This window comes from Lentibacillus daqui, from assembly GCF_027186265.1.
In the GTDB taxonomy this organism is placed as follows: Bacteria; Bacillota; Bacilli; order Bacillales; family Amphibacillaceae; genus Lentibacillus_C; species Lentibacillus_C daqui.
This window is the reverse complement of sequence record NZ_CP114176.1, coordinates 1884189-1911067: the sequence shown is the minus strand read 5'-3', so window position 1 is coordinate 1911067 and position 26879 is coordinate 1884189. Positions and strand designations below refer to the sequence as shown.

Below are 26879 nucleotides of genomic sequence, written 5' to 3'. Positions count from 1 at the left end.
CAAGGGTAAAATTAATTGGAAATAGTTAACTTACTTATGGTTGTCATATTGGTCTTGTTAACAGGATTCTTTGTGGCAACCGAATTTGCGATTGTAAAAGTTCGAACAACTCGTATTGATCATTTAATCGGGGAAGGAAATAAGAACGCTGTATATGCGAAGAAACTAATCGATAATTTGGATGCTTATTTATCTGCTTGCCAATTAGGTATTACGGTTACAGCATTGGGTATAGGATGGCTGGGTGAACCAGCAATTGCAAGTCTTCTGCAACCGTTTTTTCATAATTTGGAAATAAATTCATCGGTTTCCCATATCATATCGATTGTAATCGCCTTTTTGATCATCACTTTTCTGCATGTGGTTGTTGGTGAATTAGCACCTAAAACTATTGCTATTCAAAAGGCTGAATTTATTACACTTTGGTTAGGCAGACCACTTATTTGGTTTTATAAAATCATGTACCCGTTTATTTGGGTTTTAAATGGATCCGCGAGATTAATAATAAGACTGTTCGGCTTTAAACCGATGCAAGAACATGAGATAGCCCACTCAGAGGAAGAATTACGCTTAATTCTTTCGGAAAGCTATAAAAGTGGAGAAATAAATCAATCCGAAATGATGTATGTTAACAATATTTTCGAATTTGACGATCGTCTGGCAAAAGAAATTATGACACCTCGAATGGAAATGGTATGTTTCTTCAAAGAGGATAGCTTCAAGGATAATTTAGATGTTATCCGTGAAGGGCAGTATACGAGATACCCTGTTGCGGATGATGATAAAGACCATATTGTTGGGTTAGTGAATCTTAAGGAAATTTTTACAGGGCATATTGAAAACGAACAGAAATCAATTGAACGTTACATTAGGCCGATTATTCATGTTTCAGAGGTAACTCCGATTAAAGAAGTATTAATCAAAATGCAGAAGGAACGTATTCATATGGCAATCGTTATTGATGAATATGGTGGAACAGCAGGTTTGCTAACGGTTGAAGATATATTGGAAGAAATCGTCGGGGATATTCGTGATGAATTTGATGTTGATGAAAAACCAAGGATTGAAAAAGTAACAAATACAACAACAATTGTTGATGGAAAGGTACTACTGGATGATATTAATGAGCAAATAGGAACAAACCTGGCGGAAGAAGAAGTGGATACGATCGGTGGTTGGATTATTGCCAATAATCTAGATGCCCGAAAAGGAACAACTGTTGAACACGAAGGATTTCAATTTGTTGTTGATGAGATTGACGGCTATCAGATAAAGAAAGTGAAAATAGTAAGGAACTAACGAAACCATTTAGGATAAAAGAAAATTTCCGTTTCTATATAGAAAACCTGTACAACGAGCAAATCGTTATACAGGTTTATGAGTTAATAAACCACTTTATTTACGATTGTTCCGACGGTTGTTATTACGCTGTTTGTTATGGTCATCAAAATCGTGATTATCGAGGAATTCATTTTCGCTGGCAAATTCAACGTTATCTATTTCATGATCAAAATTGTCAATGTTATCGCGGTTTCTTTTGTTGTTATCATGTTTGCTCATTGGAGATCCTCCCGAAAGTATGATCTGTGAACCGTTTACGCTCACACACATATTTTAACCCCTTTAAAATGAAATAATCTGTTCCTTTTTGGTAAATGGATGTCAATTTCTTCCGAGAATGATTTGTCTTTGATACGATGATTATAAGAACAAAGATACAGAGGAAGGCTGATGATTATGGCATTTACCGAACAGCAATTACAAAACTGGACGAAAGAATATCCTTTGCTGCAAGACATTCTTAATTTACAACCGGTTGTATGGCTTCATCCTTCAAGAAAAGAATCTCATGCTACTTTACCTATAGATGAAACGGATATGGTCGAGGCAGCGCTATTATGGAAACGTTTTGCACCGTTTTTAGCTAAGGCATTTCCGGAAACGCATGGTATTGTTGAATCTCCATTACGCCCCATACCATCCGTAAAGGAGCAGCTTATCAGCCATTATAGGCTGCCGTTTGCTGGTGATCTGTACCTGAAATGTGATAATGAACTGCCGATTGCCGGCTCGATTAAGGCCCGGGGCGGGATTTATGAAATTTTACATTATGCGGAAAAACTGGCATTAGATGAGGGGCTGATCACCAAAGGTGCCAACTATGAAAAATTTGCAAGTGAAGCATTTCAAGCATTTTTTAAGCAATATTCGATCGGTGTCGGTTCTACCGGGAATTTGGGATTAAGTATTGGTATTATTAGTGCCAAATTGGGATTTGATGTCACGGTTTATATGTCTAGTGATGCGAAACAATGGAAAAAGGATTTATTACGAGACAAAGGGGCTACCGTAAAAGAATTCACCGGTGACTTTAGTGAAGCAATTCGGGAGGGGCGAAAAAGGACAGAGGCGGATCCACAGGGTTATTTTGTTGATGATGAGGATTCCAGACATTTATTTTTGGGATATAGTGTAGCAGCCTTAAGACTAAAAGAACAACTGGAACAACAGCAAATTCTGGTTGATCAAAATCACCCGCTTTTTGTGTATCTTCCTTGTGGTGTTGGTGGTTCGCCAGGTGGTATTACATTCGGGTTGAAACAAATATTCGGTGACTATGTCCATTGTTTTTTTGTTGAGCCGATCCATTCCCCCGCCGTACTAATTGGTCTTTTGACCGGTGAGCAGGATAGATTATCTGTCCAGGACTTTGGCCTTGATAATCGAACAGAAGCAGACGGCCTGGCTGTTGGACGTCCTTCGCATTTTGCTACGGCCATTAGCAATCAATATATTAGCGGCATCTATACGCTGGCCGACGATGACTTGTTCAAACAATTATATATGCTTGCTGATAGTGAAGGGATATTTGTTGAACCATCAGCTGCAGCGGGGTTATCTGGGCCTGGTAAAGTTGCCCAAACCAGCTATGCGAGCGATCATCACTTAAATATGGACCAAGCAACACATATCGTATGGGCAACAGGTGGTTCACTTGTGCCCAAAAAAGAAATGGAACAGTTTTATGAAAAAGGAAAAATACTCATGCGTAACCTGAAATAGACTATGCAACAATCCAATCAAGCTGTCAATGCGTCAAAAACCGCCCAATTTAGAAAGGGGTCTGTTCATCATCATCGAACAGACTCCTTTTACCTTATGCTGCTTTGTTGCTGTCATCTTTGTCGTTATTCATACTGTTGTACATGCGTTTTGTTTCCCAATATTCAATTTGGGGTAACCCCCAGTAGAGCCAATATTCATGAATCAGCGTTACACCAACGAAGAAAACCGCATTCCAGTCAAGATATTTCATCAACAAGCTCCTCTCTTTATAACATTATACAGAAATGGAACTAGTCTAAGTACAACGGGTATTTTATGAATCAGGTTTTTTCGCATTGGCCCCTGATAGCTCGAAGCAAGTTTGGCCTCATGGAGAATTTGTTCATCACTCATTAGTGTTCCCTTCAGCCCAACGACTTTGCTATATGCTTGTTGCATTTGCCGGAAACCCGGGGTAATCCCAACAATTAAGACGCATGCCTTTTCATGTATATATTCGACTGGTGCGTAATATATCGATAATTTTTGATCGGCTGATTGCTCTAAAAGAAAACGATGATTGACGATCTCCCCTTGTTTCACTTGGCCAGATAAAGAAAAGATAGCATCTTTAAATGAAGCAAATTTGGCATAATTCGTTATTCCCATAGATATCCTCGATTCCTGTCATATTTATGTGATGTTCAGATGCTTTAAAAGAACTAGCATGTAAACAATGATTTTATTCGCATATAACGATACATTGTACGAGCATGTCGTCCCTCCGGTGTATGTGGATTAATCAGTGGACGAAGGCGGCGCATAAATTCTTGATCACATCTGCATCGATGCCCATGGATTTGGTAACATAGGTCGTGTGCTTTACAAGCAGCATCCACTGCATTTATCGGTGCACCAGGGCCGCTACAACCTGGTCCGCACCAGCGATAACCTGGAAATAGACAACGCTCGTGATGGTATCCTCTGTTTCTTTTTCTTGGCATGTTCTCCATCTCCTTTATATGTCTATTAACCCTCTCTACTTCCAAGAAAATCTTCTTCATTTCAGTTTATGCTCGATCCACCACATTGGTTGTTTGAAAACCTAAATCGCATGGACGGTGATCATTTTTGCTCTATAAAAAGAATAAGATAAGAGGGAGGTGTTGTCCAATTTACATTCACATTATCTGAGGGAGGAGCATTCATGAAATTATTCATGTTAAAAAATGGACTAGTTTTAGCTGGAGGAGCCATTCAGGGGATGGGGATGGGTCTGTTTTTGTTTCCTAATTCTATTCCTTCCGGTGGTGCCGGCGGGATTGCGATATTATTAAACTATTGGTTCGGTATTAGTAATGGCCTGGCACTTTGGATTGTCAATTTTTCCATGCTGTTGCTGGGTATTAAATATTTTGGAAAAGCGTTTGTGTTATGGACGATTGTCGGGATGACGATGACATCTGTTTCCATCCAGTTTTTTGAACAATATATACAAGTCCCGCAAAGAAATATCATATTTGACCTTGTCCTTGGCTCCGTTTTTCTTGGCACAGGGATTGGTATGCTAATGCGTCAAGATGTTTCCAATGGTGGTGTCGGTGTCGTTGCCATGATCATTGCTTCCGGACGGGAAATTCTGCCGGGAAAGCCATTGTTATATATTAATTGTTTCATTTTTATTTTAACCGCCATGATGATTGACTGGAAAATTATTTTGTTCGCATTTTCCAGCCAATGGATTTCAACCAAGGTTGTGGATTATGTCTGTAATTTAACATTCCATCAGGCATATACCCTTGGCTGGCGGAAAAAATAGCCCTACATATAGTTATAACGAAAAGTTGTATTTTTATTTTCCTTTCCGTCTTTTCCTTTGACATGAATTAATGTTAGCATAAGCAGGGCAACGATGAGTGTCAGGACGGCGATGGAAACAAACATGCCAGTTCGCGACCAATCCATCAGCCGGGAAAATATCGGCGGCCCCAAGGCAACACCAAGAAAACGGACAGAGCCATACAGTGAGGTAACAAAACCTCTGCGTTCTTTACCAACAGCACCAGTAATAATACTATTTACGCACGGCAGAACGAGTCCGGCTCCAACACTGCTGATGGCCAGAACAGCTAGAAATGGGATTAATTTTTCCAGGAATACGAGTGAACCATAGGAAATTGTCATCAATATAAGTCCAAGCACTGATAATTTTTTCATTCTTTCCAAATTCTTTCCGATCTGGGTTCCCGTGATATAGGACGTCGTAACCATAACAAGTAACGGGATTGCGAGTATGAGCCCCTTTATAATACCGTCAATTTTATATGTCTTTTCCAATACGTCAGATAAAAAGAAAAGGATACCAAATAAGGTAAATAAACAGGTGCCACCTGCGAGATATGTTGTAATAATCCATCTTCCTTCATGTTTAAATACACTCAACAGCCCATGCATGTATTTGGCGAATGGCGGTGGTGTTTGCCGGTTGCTCTTTTCTTTAATAAAAATTAACGAAAGTAAAGCAGAAATCAGACTGATAACCGGGAATACAAAAAACACGGAAAACCAGGTAATTAACGCAAATAACGACCCTAGAACTGGGGATAACACTTTCCCCAACCCGTTGGATGCCTCAAAAATCCCTAGAACACGACTCTGTTCTCCGCCCTTGAATAAATCACCGGTCAAGGCCATTGCGATGGGTGCTGTCCCGGCTGCACCAATCCCTTGAATGATTCGGCCAATCAGAATCCACATATACGCATGTGAAAAAAAAGCCGCACCAACTCCCGCAAGCAGTCCGCCCAATCCAAATAAAACAAGTGAGGGGACAATAACAATTTTTCGCGAAAACCGGTCAGAAAGATAACCGACGACAGGGATTAAAATGGCTGCCGCGATCGAAAAGACGGTAATTGTCAGGCTCACCTGCATTTGTGAAAGTTTTAAGGTGGATTTCATCTCCGGCAGCATCGGGATTAACATCGAATTTCCTAATGTCATGATCAGCGGAATCGATCCAATGGCGACGATGGTCATTCCCTTATTTTTTGATGTGGATGCCACTTTGTTTCCAACTCCTCCGAATTTATTTTTCCAGTTTCTGCATTGTTATTTCAAATTAATTGGTGGGGAAACAAGCCACCCTTTTTCTTTGGAAAGTTGTAATAGTTTTACTTCATATTCCTCTTTTTGGGAATGGAATTCACCATACATCGTTCGAATATCTTCCCGAATAGCAATGCCCATAATGTAGCTGCACGATATTTTTCCGGTCATTAATTCCTTCTGCGCAAGTGCAGCAATCTCCGAATCATTAAACCGGGCACCAGCCGGAATATCTTGCACTTCTACATTAGGACGATCCGGTGGAGCTGGTGGTAAGCGAATTCCGGTTTGCTTTAAAATTTCCTCAACCTGTTGCTCTTCCTGGGTAAAGATATTCTCTTGCAAATCCTCGAGCAATACTTTCAAATCGTTGTCACCTGTATGGTTAATCAGAACTTGCATTGTTACTAAAACCGTTTTTGTATGATGTAAATATGACCATAAATGAAAAACCTCACCGGAATGAAGTGGTTCTTCCTGAGGTTTGTTGGTTAACATACCCATGCGATTTACCCTCCTGAAATATTTCTAGCCGAGGCACCTTGCGAATGCAAGCAGGCACCGTTTCATTTAGTCTCCCTAAAAAAACAAAAATTATGTTGTATTACGAACGATTCAGAAATAAGGCATGTGCTTACATGTTTCCTCTTGAACGATTTTATTCAGGACAGGAACCTATGCTTTATTTATACATAGGCTAAAAACAGATTAAGACTAACAAAGAGATGAGGTTTGGGATATGGGAAAAAGATTTCTATTGTTGCTTAGCATGTTATTTGTTATTGCTGTTTTTTCCGGTTGTTCAAAGGGAGAAAGTGCCCCTTCTGATGTCGAACAAGATCATGTGATTCGGATTGGTTATCAGAAGAATGGCCCCCTCGTTATTTTAAAGTCACTTGGTACATTGGAGGAGCAACTGAATTCACTTGGATACACAGTGGAATGGAAGTTATTCCAGGAAGGGCCCGCTTTAGTCGAAGCATTAAACGCTGGCAGTATTGATTTTGGAAGAACCGGAAATTCCCCAGTCATTTTTGCTCAGGCTGCAAATACCGACTTCCAAATTGTTGCGGCTGGAAAATCCAAATTTCAGGGAAGTGGTATCCTAGTGCCAAAGGATTCTGATATCAAATCCATTGCTAATTTAAAGAATAAAACGGTGAGTTTTGCCAAAGGGTCCAGTTCACATTATTTATTGGCAAAAGCATTGGAAAAATCCGGTTTGAAGTATTCAGATATTACACCGGCTTTTCTGTCTCCAGGAGATGCACGAATTGCTTTTGAACAAGGAGATGTGGATGCCATGGTAGTTTGGGACCCATTTACCGCGTCAACAGAGCTTTTTTCTGACGCGACCTTACTTGTTAACGGAGAAGGATTTACTACCGATCGCGATTTCTTTATCACAACAAACGAGTTTGCCAAGGAACATCAAGACTTGGTTGATGTCGTAATGGAAGAGGTAAAAAAATCATCCGAGTGGGCAAATAACAACCACGATGAACTGGTCAGCATGCTTACACCGATCTTAAATATTGAGGAAGAAGCAATGAAAAAGTCGGTAGAGCGTCGGACTTATGGGGTAGATCCGATTAATGAGCAGATTATCAAAGAACAACAGGAAATTGCCGATACATTTTATCGATTGAATATCATACCGAAGAAGATAAATGTAGCAGATATCATGAAGAAATAATTACAGGAAAGGGGGATGACTTGTGGGACGTAAAATAAATCGATCAGCTGCAAAAATCACTCCTTGGCTAATCCCGCTGCTATTATTATTTGGATGGCAGTTTTTATCATGGGTAGGAGCTATTCCGGAAAGGATTTTACCTGCACCAACCCAGGTATTTGCAGCTGGTGTTGAACTTTTTTCAACGGGTGAATTGGTTAATCATGTAGGAATCAGTTTAAGCAGGGCTTTAATCGGTTTTCTGATTGGCGGGGTTATTGGCTTTTTATTTGGATTATTTAATGGTGTGTTTAAAATAGCTGATCTATTCTTTGATACGTCGATACAAATGCTCAGAAATATCCCGCATTTGGCCTTGATTCCACTTGTTATTTTATGGTTTGGCATTGATGAAACCTCGAAAATATTTTTGGTTGCCCTGGGAGTGCTGTTTCCGGTCTATATTAATACGTATCATGGGATCAAATCCGTTGACAAAAAATTAATTGAAATGGGTAAAGCTTACGGACTAAAGGGGGTCGGATTATTTTTCCACGTCATTTTACCGGGGGCAATGTCTTCCATATTAGTCGGTATACGCTTTTCGTTAGGGGTCATGTGGCTAACCCTGATCGTCGCTGAAACAATTTCTGCACATTCAGGAATCGGTTTTATGGCGATGAATGCCCGCGAGTTTATGCAAATGGATGTGATTGTGCTTAGTATTGTTCTTTATGCTTTGTTTGGAAAGTTATCTGATATTATTGCCAGATATTTGGAGAGAAGATTACTTAAATGGGATATGTAGTAACAGGGAGGAAAATAAAGTGAAAGTAATTCCGGAACAAAAAAGTCATGTTCTACTTGAAAGTGTAAAAAAAAGCTATACTAATCGACCAGTTTTAAAAGGACTGGATCTCAGCATCAAAAAGGGGGAATTTGTCGCAATCGTTGGAAAGAGTGGATGTGGAAAAAGTACATTACTTCGCCTCATCGCTGGTTTGGAAGGGGTAAATGAAGGTTCTATTTATATTAATGATAACGAGCTGAATCATTTAAATGAACAGGCACGGATCATGTTTCAGGACGGACGTCTGCTCCCCTGGAAGAAAGTGTTTGATAACGTATGTATTGGTTTGCCAAAAGATGCAAAAGAAAAGGTTGTTCAGGCATTAAAACAAGTTGGCTTGGAAGAACGAATGGACGATTATCCCGCAAAGCTTTCCGGCGGTCAGCAACAACGGGTAGCCTTGGCAAGGGCATTGGTCCATGACCCATCATTATTGCTGCTTGACGAACCATTAGGTGCACTGGATGCCCTTACCCGTATTGAAATGCAAGATCTGATTGAAGCGTTATGGAAAAAGAATAACTTTACATCCATTTTGGTAACCCATGATGTAGAAGAAGCAGTGTCCCTGGCTGATCGGGTTGTTCTCATTGAAAATGGTACCATCAGTCTGGATCAGGTAATCCATTTACCACGCCCAAGACAACGCAGCCATCCCGCCTTCACCATGTACATTGAGGAGATTTTAGGAAGAATCATGGAACACAAACAAGCCAAAGATTTTGTGATGTAGGTGAAATGCTGATTTATCGAATCATTTTTTAATCCCGTAAAGTATAAACGCAACACCGATAATAATAAAAACAAATTTTCCAATCGATAGTCTGTCTGCAATGGCCGCAACACCAATTGCAGTTGTCAAGAGCAAAATCAACGGGTCAATCAAAGCGATGGAACTATTAATAATCAGTGCTTTATCAATTTCATTAAATCGTATCATTAGATAAGCCGCAAATATCTCCATGCACCCCGATAAAATTCGGATAAGCGCCATAACAACAATAGCTTTTCCCAAAACGGTAAACATCATTATCCTCCTGAACCATACTTTTTTCATTATATGCACTACTTGTACACATAAGGACTGGAGGATCGGAAAAGTTCAAAAATAATTTAACCTCAAACACGGCAGGAGGAAATAATACTGGTCATATTTATCAGAGCAGAAGAGCAACACGGAATAGTTGCATCGTTCAATAAAAAAACGGGAGATCCTGATCAGGTTCTCCCAATTCATTTTTTCACGCTGAAAGGGGCTTGTTACTGGGTATTTGGACTTGTAATTAATACATTCCGCCACCGACAAAGCTGACACCAACGATAATCAGCAAGATAAAGAGCACGACAATCAATGCAAAGCCACCACCACCGCCGCCATAACTCATCTAGAATTCCTCCCTTCTCTATCCGGCTTCACAATAGCATATGGTTGCTTGTAAAAGTTGTATTGGACAGATATAGATGAGGATATGAAAATGTGCCAAAACACTATTTGGATTAGACAAAAAACTCCTTTATGCGCGTGTTTAAAAGGAGGTTATGAACTTAATTATCTCGATCTTTTTTTGTATGAAGTGTTTCGGGATCGGTTTCTTCGGCAAATTCTGTTTGTAATTGGTTGGTGGCTGGTAATTGATCAGGCACGTCATCATCTGAAAGACGTTCCACAATATAAGCATGAATGAATGGTTCACACAAGGAAGTAAAAAAGGCGGCCATTAACGAAATGATTGTAACGGGTAGACTTGCTCCCATTACGAAGCTCCCCAATGCCCAGAATGAAACAAATGATAATGCAAAATCCCCAATTGAGGCAGCGATATTACCAAATTTTCTAAGGATAAACAGATCACCAACTAGATAAGATATACCGGTTACAAGTAAACTAAGCATTAATAAATTCGTCAATGTTGCTTGGAAAAATATGCCGAATGTCGAGAAAGTGATAATTGAAATCACGATAAATTTGATACCCAATACTTTTAAATGTCCCATGTTTTCTACCTCCGCTTTCGTTAAGAATGATATATTTTTATCCTGTCCATTTTTTTAAAAACAACACGGAAGTTTCGCTTATGTATAGCATTTCATTGCAAACAAAATCTAATGCTATAAGTTGGAGATGATAATAATGGTTTAGTTATTTAAAGATATAAGAGGTGATGATGCAATGCCGGAATTACCGGAAATGGAAACATATAAGACATTATTAACGCAACAAATTGTCGGAAAAAAGATCACTGAAGTAATCGTTAATCGAAATAAGTCGATCAATATGGATTCGGATGAATTTATTCAGAAGGTACTGAATCAAAAGGTAGAAGCGATTGAACGCCGGGCTAAATACTTGCTATTTCATCTTGAAAATGGTTCCTGCCTATTATTGCATTTGATGCTTGGTGGCTTCATGTTTATGGGAAGGAAGAGGAAAGACCGGATCGCACAGTGCAAGTTCAATTAACCTTTGGGGACAAGCATCTTTATTTCATTGGTTTGCGATTAGGTTATCTTCATCTTTATTCTCCAGAGGTGGAAGGGAAGTTAAAGGATATTGGTCCCGAGCCACTTGATGTGAATTTCTCACTTGATACCTTTATAGAGGCACTGCAACAACGACGTGGTAAATTAAAAACAACATTGGTTGACCAGGAATTTCTGGCGGGAGTTGGCAATCGTTATTCCGATGAGATTGCCTGGCATGCGCATGTGTTACCAGAACGCCATGTTAATGACCTGAATGATCAGGAAAGAAACCGGCTATTTCAGTCTATCAGGTTTATTCTTCAGCGAGCTATCCAGTATGGCGGATACATGGAACAACCACTATTTAAAGACGATACATTAACAGGCGGGTACGTTGACAATACATATGTTTATAACAGGGAGGGGGAGGCCTGTAAACGCTGTAGCACCCCGATAGTTAAAGATAAAATATCATCCCGAAAAACGTTCTTTTGCCCGATATGTCAAAACTAAATGCAAGTTACCTCATCGCAGGAGGGAATTTTTATGAAATTTGGTTGTCATGTTTCGATAAGAGAAGGCTATCTAGGTGCGGCGAGACAAGCGGCGACTATGAACGCATTAGCCTTTCAATACTTTCCCAAAAACCCAAGGAGCTTGTCCGTAAAAGCATTCAATCAAGATGATGCAGCGCTTTGCAAGGATTTTTGCAAAAAAAATAATTTGACATCCGTGGCACATACGCCATACCCTACCAGTTTAACGCCAAGAGATAATCGGAAAAGGAAAGAAGTGATGCAATCATTAGTCAACGATCTGGAAATCGCTAACGCCTGTGGCTCTATTGGTGTGGTCGTTCACTTTGGGAAAATAATCAGTCTTGATGACCCGCTGGCAAGCTATCGATTAATGATTGATGTGCTTAACGAGATACTTCGAAAATGGCATGGCGATAGCAAAATTTTACTCGAAAACACAGGTGGAAAACCGGGAACGATGGGAACAACATTGGAAGAACTTGTCCAGGTCCGCAACTTGTGTGAACATCCGGAACAAATTGGGTTCTGCCTTGATACGTGTCACGCATTTGCCAGTGGACTGTGGGATGGTGATAATTGGGAAGCCGTTTTGGAAAAAGGACAAGCACTTAATTATTTTAGTCATCTCAAGGTTATTCATTTTAATAACTCGAAATATAATACCGGGCTCGGGAAAGATCGGCACGCAAATATTTTTGATCATGGGTATATTACAGAATCTCAGTTTGACCAGCTTGTTCAAACTCCCGAGCTCAAAGACATACCATTTATTTTGGAAACCCCCAAGGAGGAGATACCTCATCAAGTTGAGATACGGCAATTACAGGAGCGGTGGGGGCTCCCAACATTGACTTATTAGAGACATAATGAAAGATTTAAAGAGAAAATATATCGTCTAGAGAAAAAGTAATATCGGGAAAACGCGTGGAGATGAATGGCTGGTTTTCATCGGAATAAATATCTTCTAGCTTAAGCATATCATCATCGAGAACATATTTTTCAATGTATTGATTTTGATAATCAATGAGTAAGTACTCTTTTACACCCGCTTTTTCATAATAATTACGCTTGAGCAAGCGATCGTTACGTCCTGTGCTTGGAGATAATACTTCGACAACCAAATCCGGCGCCCCATAGCAACGTTTATTACGTAGTTTGCTTGTATCACAAATAATGGAGATGTCTGGCAATACAACCACATCATCTGTTCCCTTTTTTTCATTTTTAAATGGCAAAACTACTTGAAGATTGCTGCCAAATACATAACAATTACCTCCTTTGATCGCGTTCCTGAACTCTCCCATTATATTCGCAATGACATTTTCATGTTGGAAAGAAGCGGGCGCCATAAAAACAGGGATGCCTTCATATAATTCTGCGCGTTCCTCTTCTTTGACATATAGTAAAAATTCGTCCAATGAATAGGTTTTGTCCTTGTCTAACTGTGTCATTTTTCGAATCTCCTTTCATTGCTTTATTATTATTTAAATATTAGCAAGTATCCATTTTTATAGCAAACACTAAGATGGGCTTTGACAAAAATACGTTTAAGGATTAGAAAATTATAAAATATGCCAGGTACTAGATTGTGTTCCTGAAAATTTTGTTTTTACTAGACTTCCACTTTACTTTGCACAAAGATTCCGCTATTATTCAAAATAAAGATAATTAATAGAAAAGTACATGGAAAGCAGGGAATGTGAGATGGATGTTGAACTGCAAAAATTGATCAAAAAGAAATGGCAATTGCTTATCCCTGTGGTTACCCTGCTATTTATCTTTTATTTTGGCTTACCGCTGTCGTTGACTTTATTTCACGATTGGATGGCTGCTCCTTCTCCATTTTTTCAGATGAATTGGGGCTGGCTTTACGCCTTTTTGCAAATTCCTGTGACATGGCTGCTGGCAGGGTTTTATTGTATCAAAATGAAACAGTTCGATAAACAAATCATACAGCTGGTACAGGAGGATGTCGAATGAATCTGACTTATTTTCTTTTTTTCATTTGCATTATCGTTTGTACGCTGATTATTACATACTGGGCGGCTAAACGCAGCAATACGACCAATCATTTTTATACAGCGGCAGGCAGTTTGACGGGATGGCAAAATGGCCTGGCGATTGCAGGTGATTTCATTAGCGCCGCATCGTTTTTGGGAATTGTTGGTGCCATTGCATTGAATGGCTATGACGGTTTCTTGTATTCTATTGGGTTCCTAGTTTCATTTTTGATTGTCATGTTCTTCATAGCTGAGCCTGTTCACCATCTGGGAAAGTATTCTCTGGGCGATGTCATTTGCACGCGTTTTGCCAGCAATCGAATGCGTTGGACAATGGCTATTGGTACATTTTTGATTTCCATATTATATATGATTCCGCAATTGGTGGCTTCTGGTTTGCTAATTCGGTTGCTATTAAATATTGACTATTCTATTTCAGTTGTCATTATCGGTGGGCTAATGACCCTTTACGTTGTTTTTGGCGGCATGATTGCTACATCCTGGGTACAAATTGTAAAAACAGTTGTTCTTTTATCTGGAACTTTTTTGCTGTCACTTATCGTTTTATCCCGTTTCGATTGGAATGTACCTGCAATCATTGCAACCGTGAAGGAACACACACCACTCCACGAACAATTTTTTATGACCGGACAATTATTTTCCAATCCTTTGGAACTGATATCGTTGCAATTGGCATTGATTTTGGGCACTGCTGGTTTGCCACATATATTGATTCGTTTTTTTACAGTCCGTAACACGGTGGAGGTGCGTCGTTCACTAATGGGAGCTACTTGGATTATTGGCACTTTTTATGTGATGACACTTATTCTTGGATTTGGGACGATTGCCTCCTTGGGATATGAAAAATTAATAAAAGCTGACGCAACCGGGAATTTAGCGGCACCGATTCTGGCAAAGGAAGTAGGTGGTGACTTTTTGTTGGCATTTATTTCAGCGATCGCTTTTACCACCATTGTTGCCGTTGTCGCAGGTTTGGTGATTTCAGCGACAACTTCATTTTCACACGACATTTATCATCATATTTGGAAAAAGGGTAAATCAACTGAAAAGGAACAGCTCATAGCTGCCAGATGGACAGCACTTAGTATTGGATTGGTTTCTACCTTGTTTGCCTTACAATTGGAAAATATAAATGTCACCTTTTTAGTGTCATTAACGTTCATTGTTGCCGCTTCCAGCAATTTACCAATTCTGCTGCTCACTCTCTATTGGAAGCACTTTAACGAAACTGGTGCAATGATCGGGATGACATCCGGCTTTGTCGCTTCGTTGACAATGGTCATTTTGGGACCGAATGTGATGGATCCTGTAGACGGCTGGATCTTGAAAGAAGCGATATTTCCAATGCATAACCCTGGTATCATTGCAATCCCGATCGGTTTTTTGGGTTCCATTTTGGGGAGTATCTTTTCCGGCAGAGAGGAACCCGCACAGCAATGGAAGCAGTTTTTTGTTCAATCACAAACAGGAGTAATGGCGAAGGAGAGATGAGTGATGAAAGAAATGACCATCATTCTGTTTGAACGCCTAGGTCTATTGTTAGTCATTGCGTTCGTCATGACCCGGACATCTGGTTTCAAGTCTTTATTGTACAGGGAGTTTAGTTGGAAAATGACTATCGTGCATGCATGTGTGTTTGGCGTTTTTGGCATTGCCAGTACCATTACCGGTTTTGTCCTTGATGGTACCACCGTAATTCACGATTTTGTTTTTCAAGTATCTGACAACCAATTAATTGTCAGTTCAAGTCTTGTGGCGGTGGTGATTGCCGGTTTGCTTGGAGGGCCGGTAGTCGGTTTTGGTGCAGGAATGATTGCTGGAGGTCACCTCATGTTCTTAGGTGGGGTAGGGTGGTTGGCCAACGGGATAGTTAACCCATTGACAGGTTTGCTGGCAGGCTGGACAGCGCGCTTTTTTTCCGACGAACGGGTTATATCGCCATGGAAAGCATTATTTATCGGTATTTTCCCACCGGTACTACAGATGCAGATGCTATTGATTCTACATCCGCAATCCGATGAAATCATTGGCATTGTAGATATGATCGGTCTTCCATTGGTACTGTCCAACAGTGTTGCTATCGCGATATTCACGGCGATGATTGCCGTAGTATTGCGCGAACAGGAGAATGAGGCCGCTAAAGCGATAAAACAGGCTTTTTCCATTGCTGAAGAGGCGCTTCCATTTATTAAAAAAGATGATACAACTCAGATGGCTAACGGATTGGCAAAACTTTTGTATGACCGTTTGAATATTGCAGCAGTGGCTATTACGGATCAACGGCAAGTCCTGGCCCATGTCGGTATCGGACATGAGCATCATCGTCATGGAGATTTGATCACCAGTGAGTTGGCAAAACAAGTTATTTTGCAAAAACAAATGAAAGTAGCGGATTCACAAATGGATCTTCCATGCCATCATCCAAAATGCCAGTTGGAATCGGCAATCATTATTCCGATTATTAATGCAAATGAAGTGACACAACTCATTTACTTTTACTTTCGCAAAGCTCAACAAATTCGTCCGGTCGAGCGTACGCTGGCAGCAGGACTTGGTGAATATCTCTGCAATCAATTGAAAATGCTTGCTGCGGATCAATTAAAGACACATATGATGGATGCGGAGTTAAGAAACCTGCAGGCACAGATCAATCCACATTTTCTTTTCAACACCTTGCATTTAATTGCAGCTTCTTTTCGCAAAGAACCGGAACGCGCCCGCCATATCACAGTACAATTGGCTCAATTCATGCGTTTTAACTTAAAATTGGTTGCCACCCCGCTTGTTGCACTGGAGAAGGAATGCGAACATGTCCAAGCATATTTAGAAATTATTCAAGCTAGGTTTATGAACCGTTTACAAGTGAGTTTTATATATGAAGAAGATTTACTTGATGTACTGATTCCTCCGGCAACCATTCAGCCACTCGTGGAAAACTGCATTCAACACGGGCTTCACGATATGGTTCATGGAGCAAGAATTGATGTAAGCATTATATCCCGGGACAGGCATATACAAATTAGTGTGAAAGATAATGGTTGTGGCTTTGAGAGAGAAATTTTACAGGAAGTCACGAAGAAGCCATTAATGCAGAATGCCAATCACGGAACAGGCCTGTACAATGTCAACAAGCGTTTGGTCACGTTGTTGGGGGAGGTTGCAAGATTATCGGTACGAAATTTACCGGATAAAGGCAGTGAAGTTTTTTTTAACATACCAATTAATCATGTAGTGAGGGAGGAGATTTCATGAAAATCCGTGCACTCATAGCTGAAGATGAACAAATGGCACAGGAGGAATTGCTTTATTTACTGGAAAAACAGCCGGATATTGTACTATGTCCGTGTGCGGAAAATGGACAGCAATTAATCGCACTTTATGAAGCATATGCACCGGATGTTATTTTTCTGGATGTCCATATGCCCCAGTTTTCCGGTATGGAAGCGGCAAAGAGAATTATCGGGCAAGCAAAGCATGAAATACCACTATTTGTCTTGACCACAGCATATGATGAATATGCGTTACAGGCATTTGAAATAGAAGCTGTCGATTATTTGCTAAAACCCTTTGACGAAACACGGTTTGACAAGGCACTGCAGCGTATTCGTCAAAAGCTTTCGCAGCGTATCCTGCAAGAAGTGCCTCATGCCAGTCCCGCAGTACCGTCCCGAACAAATAAATTGCTTGTGGATGATGGTGAAAAAACTGTTGTATTAACGCCGGAGATGATTTATTATGCTGTACCCAGCCCAAGTCAGCGGGCATTGGAAATTCACACGAAGGATAAAGTCATTGTCGGTAAGTTGACATTACAAGAATTGGAAAAGAAATTACAAGGTTTTAACTTTTTCCGGACGCATCGTAGTTATTTGGTTAACATCAATTATATTCAGGAAATCACTCCTTGGTTTAATGGAACAAGCAACGTCACGCTGTCAGACATATCGAAAACGAAGATTCCTGTCAGCAGAGCAGCAAGAAAGGAGTTATTTCAGTTGCTGGAGATGCAGGGATAACCATTCATCCACGGATAAATGCCATTCAATCATAATCTGTAACCATTGGTGCAAAAGCGAGTTCCTGACATTTCAAACCAATTATAATAATTAGTAAGCGGTTACAAAAGGAGAAAGAGAATTTAATGATAAAAAACAAGGGGTTGGGAAATTTGAGTGAAAGTAAGGTGTTGAAACAGGATTTTCCTGAAAAACCAGATTACGTGAAGGTAGAAAAGAGCGAGGAATTCCAGAGCTTTATGGCGAATCGGAAAAAGTTTATTTTGCCGTACACTATTTTCTTCTTGGTATTTTACTTTCTATTGCCAATCTGTACTTCTTACACGACGTTTTTGAATAAGCCGGCAATCGGTGATATTTCATGGGTGTGGCTTTTTGCATTCGCACAATTCGCCATGACTTTTATTTTATGCATTGTTTATATGAAAAAAGCTGGGGCATTGGATAAACAAGCGAATGCAATTATTGATAACCAATTGGAGCAAGGAGGAGACAGCCGATGAGCCCTACAGTCATCACCTTATTTTTGGCAATTGTGCTATTGACGTTGGTCATCACTTATTTTGCTGCTAAGCATACCAAAACAACAGGTGATTTTTATACGGCTGGCGGCGGACTGAAAGGCTGGCAAAACGGTATTGCCATTTCCGGAGACTATTTGTCGGCGGCATCATTTCTTGGTATCGCCGGCGCCATTGCATTGAATGGTTTTGATGGATTTTTTTATAGTATTGGCTTTTTAATTGCGTATCTGGTCGTCATGTTTTTGGTAGCCGAGCCATTGCGCAATTTAGGGAAATACACGCTGGCCGATATGATCAACTCACGTTTTGATGCAAAAAAAGTGCGTGGAGCAGCAGCATTGAGCACCATAACCATTTCGATTTTTTACATGATTGCTCAGCTTGTTGGAGCAGGTGCATTGATTCAACTTTTGTTCGGTATTGATTATTGGATTGCGGTATTGATTGTTGGAGTTATGATGACGATATACGTGTTATTCGGCGGTATGATTGCAACAAGCTGGGTACAAATCACCAAAGCTGTACTATTGATGGCGGGTATGGTGATTATTTCTTTTCTTGTACTATGGGAATACAATTTCAACATCGGTACCATGTTCTCCGAGGTGAAAACGGCAACGAGCCACGGAGCTGCTTATTTAGAACCCGGGTTGCAATATACACAGCCGCTCAGCACAATTTCCTTGATGCTTGCATTAGTACTTGGCACAGCAGGGCTGCCACATATCCTGATGCGCTTTTTTACCGTAAAAGATGCCAAGTCGGCTAGAAGTTCTGTTGTATCAGCGACATGGATTATCGGTATTTTTTATATATTGACATTGTTTCTTGGCTTTGGAGCGGCTGCATTCGTTGGTGATTCTAAAATCATTGCTGCCAATCCAGGCGGAAATATGGCTGCACCATTGTTGGCACAGGTACTTGGTGGCGAGCTTTTGTTTGCCTTTATTTCAGCAGTAGCTTTTGCGACGATACTCGCAGTTGTAGCCGGTTTGGTTCTTTCCGGAGCTTCTGCATTTGCACATGATTTGTACGGGGAAATTTACAAAAAGGGGAAAGCAACCGAAAAACAGCAGATGCTCGCAGCCCGTTATGCAGCATTGGGCGTGTCCGTCTTATCTATTATTTTGGCATTATTCACGCAATACCTGAATGTTGCTTTCCTTGTTTCATTAGCATTTTGTATGGCGGCCAGTGCTAACTTGCCAGTTATTTTATATACAGTTTATTGGAAACGATTTAACACAACAGGAGCGGTTACTGCCATTTTGTCCGGTTTGATTTCTGCTTTAGTACTCGTTTCGATGAGCCCAAGTGTGTTTTCACCAGTGGAAGGTGCGGCATTATTTGTCGGAAATCCAATATTCCCGCTGGATAATCCAGCATTGGTATCTGTACCATTAGGTTTCCTGGGTGGATATGTTGGCACATTGTTATCCAAAGAATCTGATCCAGTCCGTTATGCAGAAGTAAAAGTAAAAGCAAATACCGGCTATCGGGAACGGGCTTGATTCTTGAAATGATGATAGTTGCGTAATAATATCAAAACGCATAAAAATGTCTTAGGAGGAAGGAAAAAGTAAAAAGAAAAACAAAATCATTAGGGAAGTCTATTTAGGGTTGAAATTTAACCCCTTCTTTTATTTATTTTTTCTAGTTTACATAATATATATTATAGGAAGTAATATATTGTTTGTCTCAATGGTTAAGTATTCTCTTGATAGTGAGATAAAATAAAATTAGATTTGCATCAAACTTTATTCATCAATTTAACGAATGATTATTTCACAAACTTAGACCTTATTTACACTAATCATTTTTGTTTGCATCGCTAATGTCTGTAACGGCTCCTAATACGACTATTATAACCAAGTTCGTCGACTTTAAATACGGTATTAATTGTTATCTCAGTTCAAAGCCTTGCAAACTATCATGTGTGTTGTCTTGAAGCCTTTTTCACAAAAAAGAACCAGATTACCTGGTTCTTTTTTGATATCAATCAATTGGACGTCTGTTCTGGTATCGAGCGCGTGATCGATATTGCTGTGGCGCACGGTTTGCATATTTGATCGGCAAACTGTAAAAGTGTACCAATCTGGTAAATGGTATGGACGCAAACAAGGCAAACGCAGCAAGGATATGCACCTTGAAAACAAACGGCACAGACGCCATCAAATGATATTTTGGTTGGAATGTAAATAAGCTTCTGAACCACGGTCCGATGGTTGTCCGGTATTCATATTCCACAACTGTTGTATTATAAATTATCGTCATATACGCACCCATTCCAGCCACAATCAGCAGAGCTATGATTGAAAAAAAGTCAGCAAATGTAGCATGTATGCGCACAGGATCAATAATTATTTTTCGAATGAGTAAAATGATAAGCCCAACAACCACCATTAGGCCTGCTATTCCCCCGCCGATGATTGCTCCGAGATGGTATAATTCATCAGATATCCCCAATGAAAGATAAAATCCCCTCGGAATAATCATACCCATCACATGTCCGATAAAGGCCAGCACAATTCCCCAATGGAAAAGCGGCGAGCCGATCCGCAGCCATTTCTTTTCAAAAAACTCCGTTGACGGTGCTGCCCAAGTCAACTGTCGGAAAGCGAAACGGTAAAGAAGGCCGAAAATCATGATCAATCCAGTAATGTATGGAAAAATGACCCACCAAAATAGTTCACTCATATGGTGTTCCTCCCTTTTAATTCTGTGCTCCAGTGTGCGATGGCTGATTCCTCCCAACACCGCCGCACTCCTTCGCTTGATAAGATTCATTATTTTGTTTACTAGTGATACATAATGGGATATGGTAGTTCTTCCAAATCAGCCTCTTCCCGTTCAAACTCCAATTTTTCAATTTCCTCTTTAGTCGGCTGCGGGAAAATAAATGTCATCAGCACCGCAAGCACAGGGTAATATGGACTTTCTTCAGGCATATGGTTCATAATCCGTTGTATTGCTGCTGCAAGTCTCTTGATCAGCCGCTCATTATCCGGGCTGTCAGGTGCTGTTGCAAGAAATTCAAACAACATCGGCATATAATCGGCTAATTCGTCATCCACCCGCTCAAATCCAGCCTTGTTGATAATCTTTTGTAATTTAATTAAAGCTGCACCACGTTTGTTGCTGTCGCCTAATTCATGTGCTGTCAAATATAATCCTTGTTTTGCTTTTAAATCAAATGTGGCAACATATACTTGTTGCAATTCTGGTACACGATATTTGTAGAACGGTTTTAAAGCCTTCTCCAATTCCTTAAACATTGGCAATCCCATCATCGTTTCTTCCATACATTCCGTTATATCCCGTGCCTGATCAAAGAAATCATCTTCCGGATATGTTAAAAGACGCGATGCAATGACTAAAAGTGCTCGATCTTGTTGTTCCATACACTTAGTCTCCTTTGCTGGTTGAGCGCATGACAATTCTTTCCCGATTCTCTGAACGATAAACACCCTGTTCCTGTTTGCTGACGGAGGGTATGACCATTCCTTCTGGTGGTGCGAGCTCTTCCAAACTGCAGGCACCCTGTTCATAGTAAAGATCATCATCCATTTCCCTTCGTCCTGTCGGGATAACAAAGCGTTCACTATACTTGGCGACACCTAGTAAACGAGCCATGTCCTCAATTTCCTCAGGGTTCGTATTCGCTTCCTTTAACAACTCACTTTGTCTAAACTCATCGATTCCGCCAACCGTTTTACCACGCATATGTACACGCATGGCCGTCAGTTTAAGCAGAACTTTTCTGATCACCTTGGTATCCCCTGCCGCTAAAATCGATGCCAAATACTCCATTGGGATCCGCATTTGGTTTACAGCCGGAATGTAACCATCTGTACTCAATTCATCTTCATTAGTGATGTGATTCATGATTGGGCTTAACGGCGGTACATACCACACCATTGGCAGTGTCCGGTATTCCGGGTGTAAAGGTAATGCAATCTTCCATTTCAGTGCCATTTTGTAAACCGGTGATTTTTGGGCGCCTTCGATCCATTCATCATTAATTCCGGCTTTTTGTGCTTCTTCAATAACCTCTGGGTCAAATGGGTCCAAAAATACGGATAGTTGTGCTTCGTAAAGGTCTTTTGGATCTTCAACGGATGCAGCTTCCTTTACTTTGTCAGCATCATACAATACAACACCAATATAACGAATTCTTCCTACACATGTTTCCGAACAGATCGTAGGCAGTCCTGCTTCGGTACGTGGATAGCAGAAATTACATTTTTCCGCTTTATGGGTGTTCCAATTGTAATACACCTTGTGATATGGACAGCCGCTCATACAGAAACGCCAGCCTCGGCATTCCTCCTGGTCAACCAGCACGATTCCATCTTCATCCCGCTTGTATAAAGCCCCTGATGGACACGATGCAACACAGGATGGGTTAAGGCAGTGTTCGCAAATACGCGGCAAATACATCATAAAAGTTTTTTCATATTCCATTGAGATGTGTTCCTGCAGCTTTTCAACCATTGGATCTTGGGAAATGACATCCGATCCACCAGCAAGATCATCATCCCAGTTCGGCCCCCATTCCGGCTTGTCGATAAATTCACCAGTTATCATTGATTGCGGACGTCCAACCGGCAGATTCTCTCTTTTGGGACTTTCAATCAGATTTTGATAATCATATGTCCAAGGTTCATAGTAATCATCCATGTTGGCCATGTCCGGGTTGTAAAAAATATTCAGGAGTTTGGAGATTGGTCCTCCTGCTTTCAATTTTAATTTCCCATTTTTTAGCACCCAGCCACCTTTATAATGGTCAGAATCCTCCCAACGTTTTGGATAGCCAAGGCCCGGTCGGGTTTCGACATTATTGAACCACATATATTCCGTACCCGGGCGGTTTGTCCAGGTATTTTTACAAGTGACCGAACAGGTATGGCAGCCAATACATTTATCAAGGTGCATCACCATCGCAACTTGCGCTTTAATTCTCAAGCCAATCAACCTCCTTCAATTTCCTGATAACCGCAATCGTATCCCGCTGGTGTCCTGTAGGTCCATAGTAGTTAAAACCATAACTTAGCTGCGAATATCCACCGACCATATGGGTTGGCTTCAAGGTGATCCGGGTAACACTGTTATGAGTACCGCCACGTTTTTTATTGATGGATGTCGCCGGTACACCAAGCGTACGGTCTTGTGCATGATACATATAAATCATGCCTCTTGGGATACGGTAGGTTAATATAACCCTTGCCGCAATCGCACCATTACGGTTATATACCTCAACAAAATCATTATCGACAAGCCCGATGGATTTAGCGTCCTCTTCATTCATCCAGAGCACTTGCCACCCTCTAAACAAAGTCGACATATTGGTGGTATCGGTAAACATCGTATGAATGCCCCATTTTTGATGCGGGGTCAAATACCTTACCGTTAACGATTGACCGTCTTCAGCCACACCTTTTTCGTTCTTAAGGAATGGTCCATAGCTCAATGGTGGTAAATATAATGGCAATCCTTCGCCAAAATCGCGCATCATTTCATGGTCAAGGTAAAACGATTGCCGTCCAGTCAATGTACGCCATGGAATGTTGTATTCCGTATTCACTGTAAATGGTGAATAGCGTCTGTTATCTTTTTCCATACCACTCCATACCGGTGTAGATATAGCCGTCCGTGGTTGTGCAGTGATCGCATCAAGCGTATAGTCTTCTTCTTCACGACCCTTGGAAATCTCTTCAAGTTTTTGCCCGGTTTTAGCCTCCAATGACTTCCACCCGGCAACTGCCCGTTTCCCGTTACTTGCGCCAGACATTAACAGAATGGCATTAATCGCTTGTTTATCGGTATATAAATCTGGATGGTCTTTTCCAATTCCTTCTCGTTTCGATTTACCAAGCCGAGATCCTAGTTCTTCATAAACTTCCTCACCAGGGATTGTTACACCTTTTCCACCGTACCCCTGTTTAATGAGCGGCCCAATTGTCGTCCATTGATGATAAAGGTTTGGGTAATCCCGTTCGACAACTTTCATTCCGGGCATGGTCTTGCCTGGGATTGCTTCAACCTCTCCATTTCGCCAATCTTTGATTTCGCCAAAAGCCTGGGCAATTTCTCCTTCTGAATCGTGCCCTAATGGTGTGGTTACCAATTCCTCTGTTTTTGGCAGATGCTTTTCGGCGAGTTCGGAAAATACCTTGATAATTTCTCGGAAGGTGTTCCAATCACTTTTCGTTTTCCAAGGCGGGTTAATGGCCGCATTAAATGGATGAATGAACGGATGCATATCCGTACTGCTAATATCAAATTTTTCATACCAAGTTGCCGCTGGCAGGACAATATCGGAAAATAGACCTGAGCTCGTCATCCGGAAATCAACGCTGATTAATAGATCTGCTTTACCAGTAGGAGCCTCGTCACCAGTGATCTTGACCTCTTCAGGTTGCCAGGAATTTTCCGGTTCGGCCATGACCTGGTTATCACCGCCAACCAGGTGCTTGACAAAAAATTCGTGACCTTTCCCACTGTCGCCAAGTAAATTGGAGCGCCAATTAAAGAAGACACGCGGGAAATTTCTTGGGTCATCCGGATTCTCAATCGCCCACTCCAGGTTATCCGCCTTGATTTGTTCGACAACATCGGTAATAATTTCTTGCTCCGTTTTCGCTCCCCGCTCACGACTTTCCTTCACAATATCGATTGAGTTCTGTGTGAATTGCGGATATGATGGCAGCCATCCAAGCCTGGCCGAGAGTGCATTCATATCTGCTGGATGCATTTGATTATATTTGCTTTTCCACGGATAGCCATCTTGATTCGTTTTCGTTTCATAACGGTATTGGTCAGTATGAAAGTAGAAATATGATGTTCCGTTTTGCAGACGTTGCGGTTTTAGCCAGTCGTTGGCAAAAGCCACTTGCTGCCAGCCTTCTTGCGGACGTACCTTTTCCTGTCCTACATAATGTGCCCAGCCACCACCGTTTACGCCTTGTGAACCGGTTAGAAGAACTAAGTTGAGAATAGCCCGATAGATTTGGTCACTGTGATACCAATGATTAGTTCCGCCACCCATGGCAATCATGGATTTTCCTTTGGTTCTTGCAGCATTATCAGCAAACTCTTTCGCTACTTTAATCACGTGGTTTTTGTTGACACCGGTGATGCTTTCCTGCCAGGCAGGTGTATAAGGTTTTGAATCATTGTAATCAACTGGATAATCACCAGGTAGATTACGGTTTACGCCGGTATGTGCCATCATCAGATCATAAACGGTTGCTACTTTAATCGTGTTTCCTTGTTTATCCTGAACGTATTTAACCGGAACACCGCGTTCTACGACATTACCAGTTTCTTCAGCAAAGTAAGGGAATTTCACCAGAACGGTTTCATCGGATTCATTGATAAAACTCAGTTTTGGGTCAATCACTGATCCATCGTCTTTCTCCAATTCCAAGTTCCACTTGTTTCCATTATCCCAACGGTAACCTTGACTGCCATTAGGAATTTCCATTTGGTCCGTTGTTTCATCCCAGACAACCGTTTTCCACTCAGCCAAATCAGGTGTTACGCGCAAATCAATATCTGACGCGCGTAAAAATCTTCCACTCCGGGAGTCTTCATTAATCGTTACCAGGAATGGCAAGTCTGTGTACTTTTTCACATAAGAATTAAAGTATGGAGTCTCATTTTCCACATAAAATTCCTTTAAGATGACATGGGTCATTGCCATAGCAAGTGCTGCATCGGTTCCCGCCCGTGCCGGCAGCCATATATCGGCAAATTTTTCATATTCCGCATAATCAGGGCTGACACCAACAACCTTTGTACCGTTATACCGGGCCTCCACCATGAAGTGCGCATCAGGTGTACGGGTTTGTGGTAAATTGGTTCCCCAAATAATAAAATACTTGGAATTATACCAGTCCGCACTTTCAGGAACATCGGTTTGCTCCCCCCAAACTTGCGGTGATGCTGGCGGTAAGTCTGCATACCAGTCATAGAAACTTAAAATCGTACCACCTAGCAAAGATAGAAAACGTGAACCGGCGGAATAACTAACCATAGACATGGCTGGGATTGGACTAAATCCAGCAATACGATCAGGACCATACTTTTTAATAGTGTGGATCGAGGAACTGGCAATGATTTCGCACATTTCCCTCCATGTCGCCCGAACGAATCCGCCTTTACCACGGGCATCAACGTATTGCGCGCGTTTATTTGGATCGGTCACAATATTTTCCCAGGCCTGAACAGGATCAAGACCATTTGCACGTTCTTTCTTCCACAGTTCATATAAATCACCACGAACATACGGGTATTTCACGCGAATAGGACTGTATGTATACCAGGAAAAACTTGCCCCTCGCGGACAGCCCCTTGGTTCATATTCCGGAAAATCATCGCCGGTAGTTGGATAATCTGTTTGCTGCGTTTCCGATGTGATAATCCCGTCTTTAACATAAATTTTCCAGCTGCATGAACCGGTACAGTTAACACCATGTGTGGATCGAACAACCTTATCATGCTGCCAGCGTCTGCGATATATGTCTTCCCAGGCGTGTGGTCGCGGACTTTCCTCTGTCCAATTCTGATTGATTTGCTCACCGCGTTTAATATGTTTTAATGAATCCAGTAGCTTATTTTTTGTTTTTCTCAACGG

The 26879-nt window shown here is 41.1% G+C and carries 29 protein-coding genes; 15 read left to right on the top strand and 14 right to left on the bottom strand.

Translation table 11 applies throughout. The annotated features are described in order from the left end of the window. Positions 1-15 precede the first annotated feature (15 nt). A complete protein-coding gene (locus O2S85_RS09705) occupies positions 16-1299 on the top strand; it encodes a hemolysin family protein (protein WP_269409149.1) in 1284 nt (427 codons plus the stop codon). Between the two features lie 96 nt (positions 1300-1395). Here the strand turns inward: O2S85_RS09705 and O2S85_RS09700 are convergent, their stop codons facing one another. Continuing rightward, complete coding sequence (locus O2S85_RS09700) at positions 1396-1560, bottom strand: hypothetical protein (protein ID WP_269409148.1); 165 nt, start codon at positions 1558-1560, stop codon at positions 1396-1398. A 177-nt stretch (positions 1561-1737) separates the two neighbouring features. Here O2S85_RS09700 and dsdA point away from each other — a divergent pair, with 177 nt between their 5' ends. Next, positions 1738-3063, top strand: coding sequence for a D-serine ammonia-lyase (gene dsdA, locus O2S85_RS09695; protein ID WP_269409147.1), 1326 nt, complete (start codon positions 1738-1740; stop codon positions 3061-3063). Positions 3064-3157: 94 nt separating this feature from the next. Here the strand turns inward: dsdA and O2S85_RS09690 are convergent, their stop codons facing one another. Genes O2S85_RS09690 through O2S85_RS09680 form a run of 3 tightly spaced genes read right to left on the bottom strand, consistent with a single transcriptional unit; the run spans position 3158 to position 4049 of the window. Continuing rightward, a complete protein-coding gene (locus O2S85_RS09690) occupies positions 3158-3316 on the bottom strand; it encodes a hypothetical protein (RefSeq protein ID WP_269409146.1) in 159 nt (52 codons plus the stop codon). Further along, positions 3316-3714: a hypothetical protein gene (locus tag O2S85_RS09685; protein WP_269409145.1), complete on the bottom strand. Its 399-nt coding sequence runs from the start codon at positions 3712-3714 to the stop codon at positions 3316-3318. Before O2S85_RS09685 ends, O2S85_RS09690 begins: the two co-directional genes overlap by 1 nt. 53 nt (positions 3715-3767) lie before the next feature. After that, the gene (locus tag O2S85_RS09680; protein ID WP_367746797.1) at positions 3768-4049 is read right to left on the bottom strand and encodes a phospholipase; all 282 of its coding nucleotides are present in this window, start codon (positions 4047-4049) and stop codon (positions 3768-3770) included. Positions 4050-4252: 203 nt separating this feature from the next. Between O2S85_RS09680 and O2S85_RS09675 the strand changes: the two genes are divergently transcribed. Continuing rightward, positions 4253-4864 carry a YitT family protein gene (locus O2S85_RS09675; RefSeq protein ID WP_269409144.1) on the top strand — a complete coding sequence of 204 codons (612 nt, stop codon included), beginning with the start codon at positions 4253-4255 and terminating at the stop codon, positions 4862-4864. A 2-nt stretch (positions 4865-4866) separates the two neighbouring features. Here the strand turns inward: O2S85_RS09675 and O2S85_RS09670 are convergent, their stop codons facing one another. Both O2S85_RS09670 and O2S85_RS09665 read right to left on the bottom strand, forming a co-directional pair. After that, complete coding sequence (locus O2S85_RS09670; protein WP_269409143.1) at positions 4867-6111, bottom strand: MFS transporter; 1245 nt, start codon at positions 6109-6111, stop codon at positions 4867-4869. Positions 6112-6156: 45 nt separating this feature from the next. Next, positions 6157-6657, bottom strand: coding sequence for a DUF3231 family protein (locus tag O2S85_RS09665; protein WP_269409142.1), 501 nt, complete (start codon positions 6655-6657; stop codon positions 6157-6159). Between the two features lie 235 nt (positions 6658-6892). Between O2S85_RS09665 and O2S85_RS09660 the strand changes: the two genes are divergently transcribed. From O2S85_RS09660 to O2S85_RS09650, 3 genes are read left to right on the top strand one after another with little or no spacing between them, the layout of a single operon-like run. Beyond that, positions 6893-7849, top strand: a complete 957-nt coding sequence (locus tag O2S85_RS09660) for a sulfonate ABC transporter substrate-binding protein (RefSeq protein WP_269409141.1) — start codon at positions 6893-6895, stop codon at positions 7847-7849. 22 nt (positions 7850-7871) lie between these two features. Then, positions 7872-8636 (top strand): ABC transporter permease subunit, encoded by a 765-nt coding sequence (locus O2S85_RS09655; protein ID WP_269409140.1) that lies wholly within the window; start codon positions 7872-7874, stop codon positions 8634-8636. A 19-nt stretch (positions 8637-8655) separates the two neighbouring features. Next, the gene (locus O2S85_RS09650; protein WP_439649391.1) at positions 8656-9411 is read left to right on the top strand and encodes an ATP-binding cassette domain-containing protein; all 756 of its coding nucleotides are present in this window, start codon (positions 8656-8658) and stop codon (positions 9409-9411) included. Positions 9412-9432: 21 nt separating this feature from the next. Here O2S85_RS09650 and O2S85_RS09645 read toward each other — a convergent pair whose 3' ends face one another. The 3 genes from O2S85_RS09645 to O2S85_RS09635 all read right to left on the bottom strand — a co-directional run bounded on the left by O2S85_RS09645 (position 9433) and on the right by O2S85_RS09635 (position 10673). Continuing rightward, positions 9433-9708, bottom strand: coding sequence for a YqhV family protein (locus tag O2S85_RS09645; protein WP_369419360.1), 276 nt, complete (start codon positions 9706-9708; stop codon positions 9433-9435). Between the two features lie 253 nt (positions 9709-9961). Then, positions 9962-10063 carry a YjcZ family sporulation protein gene (locus tag O2S85_RS09640; protein ID WP_269409139.1) on the bottom strand — a complete coding sequence of 34 codons (102 nt, stop codon included), beginning with the start codon at positions 10061-10063 and terminating at the stop codon, positions 9962-9964. Positions 10064-10223: 160 nt separating this feature from the next. Then, positions 10224-10673, bottom strand: a complete 450-nt coding sequence (locus O2S85_RS09635; protein WP_269409138.1) for a DUF2512 family protein — start codon at positions 10671-10673, stop codon at positions 10224-10226. Between the two features lie 175 nt (positions 10674-10848). Between O2S85_RS09635 and O2S85_RS18790 the strand changes: the two genes are divergently transcribed. From O2S85_RS18790 to O2S85_RS09625, 3 genes are read left to right on the top strand one after another with little or no spacing between them, the layout of a single operon-like run. Further along, positions 10849-11139, top strand: a complete 291-nt coding sequence (locus O2S85_RS18790; protein WP_369419359.1) for a DNA-formamidopyrimidine glycosylase family protein — start codon at positions 10849-10851, stop codon at positions 11137-11139. A 32-nt stretch (positions 11140-11171) separates the two neighbouring features. Further along, the gene (locus O2S85_RS18785) at positions 11172-11654 is read left to right on the top strand and encodes a zinc finger domain-containing protein (protein ID WP_369419358.1); all 483 of its coding nucleotides are present in this window, start codon (positions 11172-11174) and stop codon (positions 11652-11654) included. Between the two features lie 33 nt (positions 11655-11687). Further along, positions 11688-12539 carry a deoxyribonuclease IV gene (locus O2S85_RS09625; RefSeq protein WP_269409137.1) on the top strand — a complete coding sequence of 284 codons (852 nt, stop codon included), beginning with the start codon at positions 11688-11690 and terminating at the stop codon, positions 12537-12539. A 16-nt stretch (positions 12540-12555) separates the two neighbouring features. Here the strand turns inward: O2S85_RS09625 and O2S85_RS09620 are convergent, their stop codons facing one another. Continuing rightward, positions 12556-13131, bottom strand: coding sequence for a Uma2 family endonuclease (locus tag O2S85_RS09620; RefSeq protein ID WP_269409136.1), 576 nt, complete (start codon positions 13129-13131; stop codon positions 12556-12558). Between the two features lie 232 nt (positions 13132-13363). Between O2S85_RS09620 and O2S85_RS09615 the strand changes: the two genes are divergently transcribed. The 6 genes from O2S85_RS09615 (at position 13364) to O2S85_RS09590 (ending at position 19752) form a co-directional block, all read left to right on the top strand. Next, entirely contained in the window at positions 13364-13660 is a 297-nt protein-coding gene (locus O2S85_RS09615) for a DUF485 domain-containing protein (RefSeq protein WP_269409135.1), read from the top strand. Beyond that, positions 13657-15192, top strand: coding sequence for a solute symporter family protein (locus tag O2S85_RS09610; RefSeq protein ID WP_269409134.1), 1536 nt, complete (start codon positions 13657-13659; stop codon positions 15190-15192). The genes O2S85_RS09615 and O2S85_RS09610 overlap by 4 nt, the downstream gene beginning before the upstream one ends. A gap of 3 nt (positions 15193-15195) precedes the next feature. Next, positions 15196-16953, top strand: a complete 1758-nt coding sequence (locus O2S85_RS09605) for a LytS/YhcK type 5TM receptor domain-containing protein (protein ID WP_269409133.1) — start codon at positions 15196-15198, stop codon at positions 16951-16953. After that, the gene (locus tag O2S85_RS09600) at positions 16950-17717 is read left to right on the top strand and encodes a LytR/AlgR family response regulator transcription factor (RefSeq protein WP_269409132.1); all 768 of its coding nucleotides are present in this window, start codon (positions 16950-16952) and stop codon (positions 17715-17717) included. The genes O2S85_RS09605 and O2S85_RS09600 overlap by 4 nt, the downstream gene beginning before the upstream one ends. A 152-nt stretch (positions 17718-17869) precedes the next feature. Beyond that, complete coding sequence (locus O2S85_RS09595; RefSeq protein WP_269409131.1) at positions 17870-18220, top strand: DUF485 domain-containing protein; 351 nt, start codon at positions 17870-17872, stop codon at positions 18218-18220. Further along, entirely contained in the window at positions 18217-19752 is a 1536-nt protein-coding gene (locus O2S85_RS09590) for a solute symporter family protein (RefSeq protein WP_269409130.1), read from the top strand. The genes O2S85_RS09595 and O2S85_RS09590 overlap by 4 nt, the downstream gene beginning before the upstream one ends. Before the next feature lie 484 nt (positions 19753-20236). Here the strand turns inward: O2S85_RS09590 and narI are convergent, their stop codons facing one another. From narI to O2S85_RS09570, 4 genes are all read right to left on the bottom strand, one after another. Next, the gene (gene narI / locus O2S85_RS09585; protein WP_269409129.1) at positions 20237-20938 is read right to left on the bottom strand and encodes a respiratory nitrate reductase subunit gamma; all 702 of its coding nucleotides are present in this window, start codon (positions 20936-20938) and stop codon (positions 20237-20239) included. Between the two features lie 101 nt (positions 20939-21039). Further along, a complete protein-coding gene (gene narJ / locus O2S85_RS09580; RefSeq protein WP_269409128.1) occupies positions 21040-21642 on the bottom strand; it encodes a nitrate reductase molybdenum cofactor assembly chaperone in 603 nt (200 codons plus the stop codon). Between the two features lie 4 nt (positions 21643-21646). Beyond that, a complete protein-coding gene (gene narH, locus O2S85_RS09575; protein ID WP_269409127.1) occupies positions 21647-23206 on the bottom strand; it encodes a nitrate reductase subunit beta in 1560 nt (519 codons plus the stop codon). Next, positions 23196-26876 (bottom strand): nitrate reductase subunit alpha, encoded by a 3681-nt coding sequence (locus tag O2S85_RS09570; protein WP_269409126.1) that lies wholly within the window; start codon positions 26874-26876, stop codon positions 23196-23198. Before O2S85_RS09570 ends, narH begins: the two co-directional genes overlap by 11 nt. Between the last annotated feature and the right edge of the window lie 3 nt (positions 26877-26879).

Bases quoted from the DNA above. Each gene is read 5' to 3' on its own strand.
- O2S85_RS09685 (WP_269409145.1), bottom strand. From the start codon at position 3,714: ATGGGAATAACGAATTATGCCAAATTTGCTTCATTTAAAGATGCTATC.
- O2S85_RS09660 (WP_269409141.1), top strand. From the start codon at position 6,893: ATGGGAAAAAGATTTCTATTGTTGCTTAGCATGTTATTTGTTATTGCT.
- narI (WP_269409129.1), bottom strand. From the start codon at position 20,938: ATGAGTGAACTATTTTGGTGGGTCATTTTTCCATACATTACTGGATTG.
- dsdA (WP_269409147.1), top strand. From the start codon at position 1,738: ATGGCATTTACCGAACAGCAATTACAAAACTGGACGAAAGAATATCCT.
- O2S85_RS09620 (WP_269409136.1), bottom strand. From the start codon at position 13,131: ATGACACAGTTAGACAAGGACAAAACCTATTCATTGGACGAATTTTTA.
- O2S85_RS09605 (WP_269409133.1), top strand. From the start codon at position 15,196: ATGAAAGAAATGACCATCATTCTGTTTGAACGCCTAGGTCTATTGTTA.
- O2S85_RS09625 (WP_269409137.1), top strand. From the start codon at position 11,688: ATGAAATTTGGTTGTCATGTTTCGATAAGAGAAGGCTATCTAGGTGCG.
- O2S85_RS18790 (WP_369419359.1), top strand. From the start codon at position 10,849: ATGCCGGAATTACCGGAAATGGAAACATATAAGACATTATTAACGCAA.
- O2S85_RS09680 (WP_367746797.1), bottom strand. From the start codon at position 4,049: ATGCCAAGAAAAAGAAACAGAGGATACCATCACGAGCGTTGTCTATTT.
- O2S85_RS09610 (WP_269409134.1), top strand. From the start codon at position 13,657: ATGAATCTGACTTATTTTCTTTTTTTCATTTGCATTATCGTTTGTACG.
- O2S85_RS09690 (WP_269409146.1), bottom strand. From the start codon at position 3,316: ATGAAATATCTTGACTGGAATGCGGTTTTCTTCGTTGGTGTAACGCTG.
- O2S85_RS09635 (WP_269409138.1), bottom strand. From the start codon at position 10,673: ATGGGACATTTAAAAGTATTGGGTATCAAATTTATCGTGATTTCAATT.
- O2S85_RS09675 (WP_269409144.1), top strand. From the start codon at position 4,253: ATGAAATTATTCATGTTAAAAAATGGACTAGTTTTAGCTGGAGGAGCC.
- O2S85_RS09590 (WP_269409130.1), top strand. From the start codon at position 18,217: ATGAGCCCTACAGTCATCACCTTATTTTTGGCAATTGTGCTATTGACG.
- O2S85_RS09600 (WP_269409132.1), top strand. From the start codon at position 16,950: ATGAAAATCCGTGCACTCATAGCTGAAGATGAACAAATGGCACAGGAG.
- O2S85_RS09615 (WP_269409135.1), top strand. From the start codon at position 13,364: ATGGAAAGCAGGGAATGTGAGATGGATGTTGAACTGCAAAAATTGATC.
- O2S85_RS09665 (WP_269409142.1), bottom strand. From the start codon at position 6,657: ATGGGTATGTTAACCAACAAACCTCAGGAAGAACCACTTCATTCCGGT.
- O2S85_RS09640 (WP_269409139.1), bottom strand. From the start codon at position 10,063: ATGAGTTATGGCGGCGGTGGTGGTGGCTTTGCATTGATTGTCGTGCTC.
- O2S85_RS09645 (WP_369419360.1), bottom strand. From the start codon at position 9,708: ATGATGTTTACCGTTTTGGGAAAAGCTATTGTTGTTATGGCGCTTATC.
- narJ (WP_269409128.1), bottom strand. From the start codon at position 21,642: ATGGAACAACAAGATCGAGCACTTTTAGTCATTGCATCGCGTCTTTTA.
- O2S85_RS09700 (WP_269409148.1), bottom strand. From the start codon at position 1,560: ATGAGCAAACATGATAACAACAAAAGAAACCGCGATAACATTGACAAT.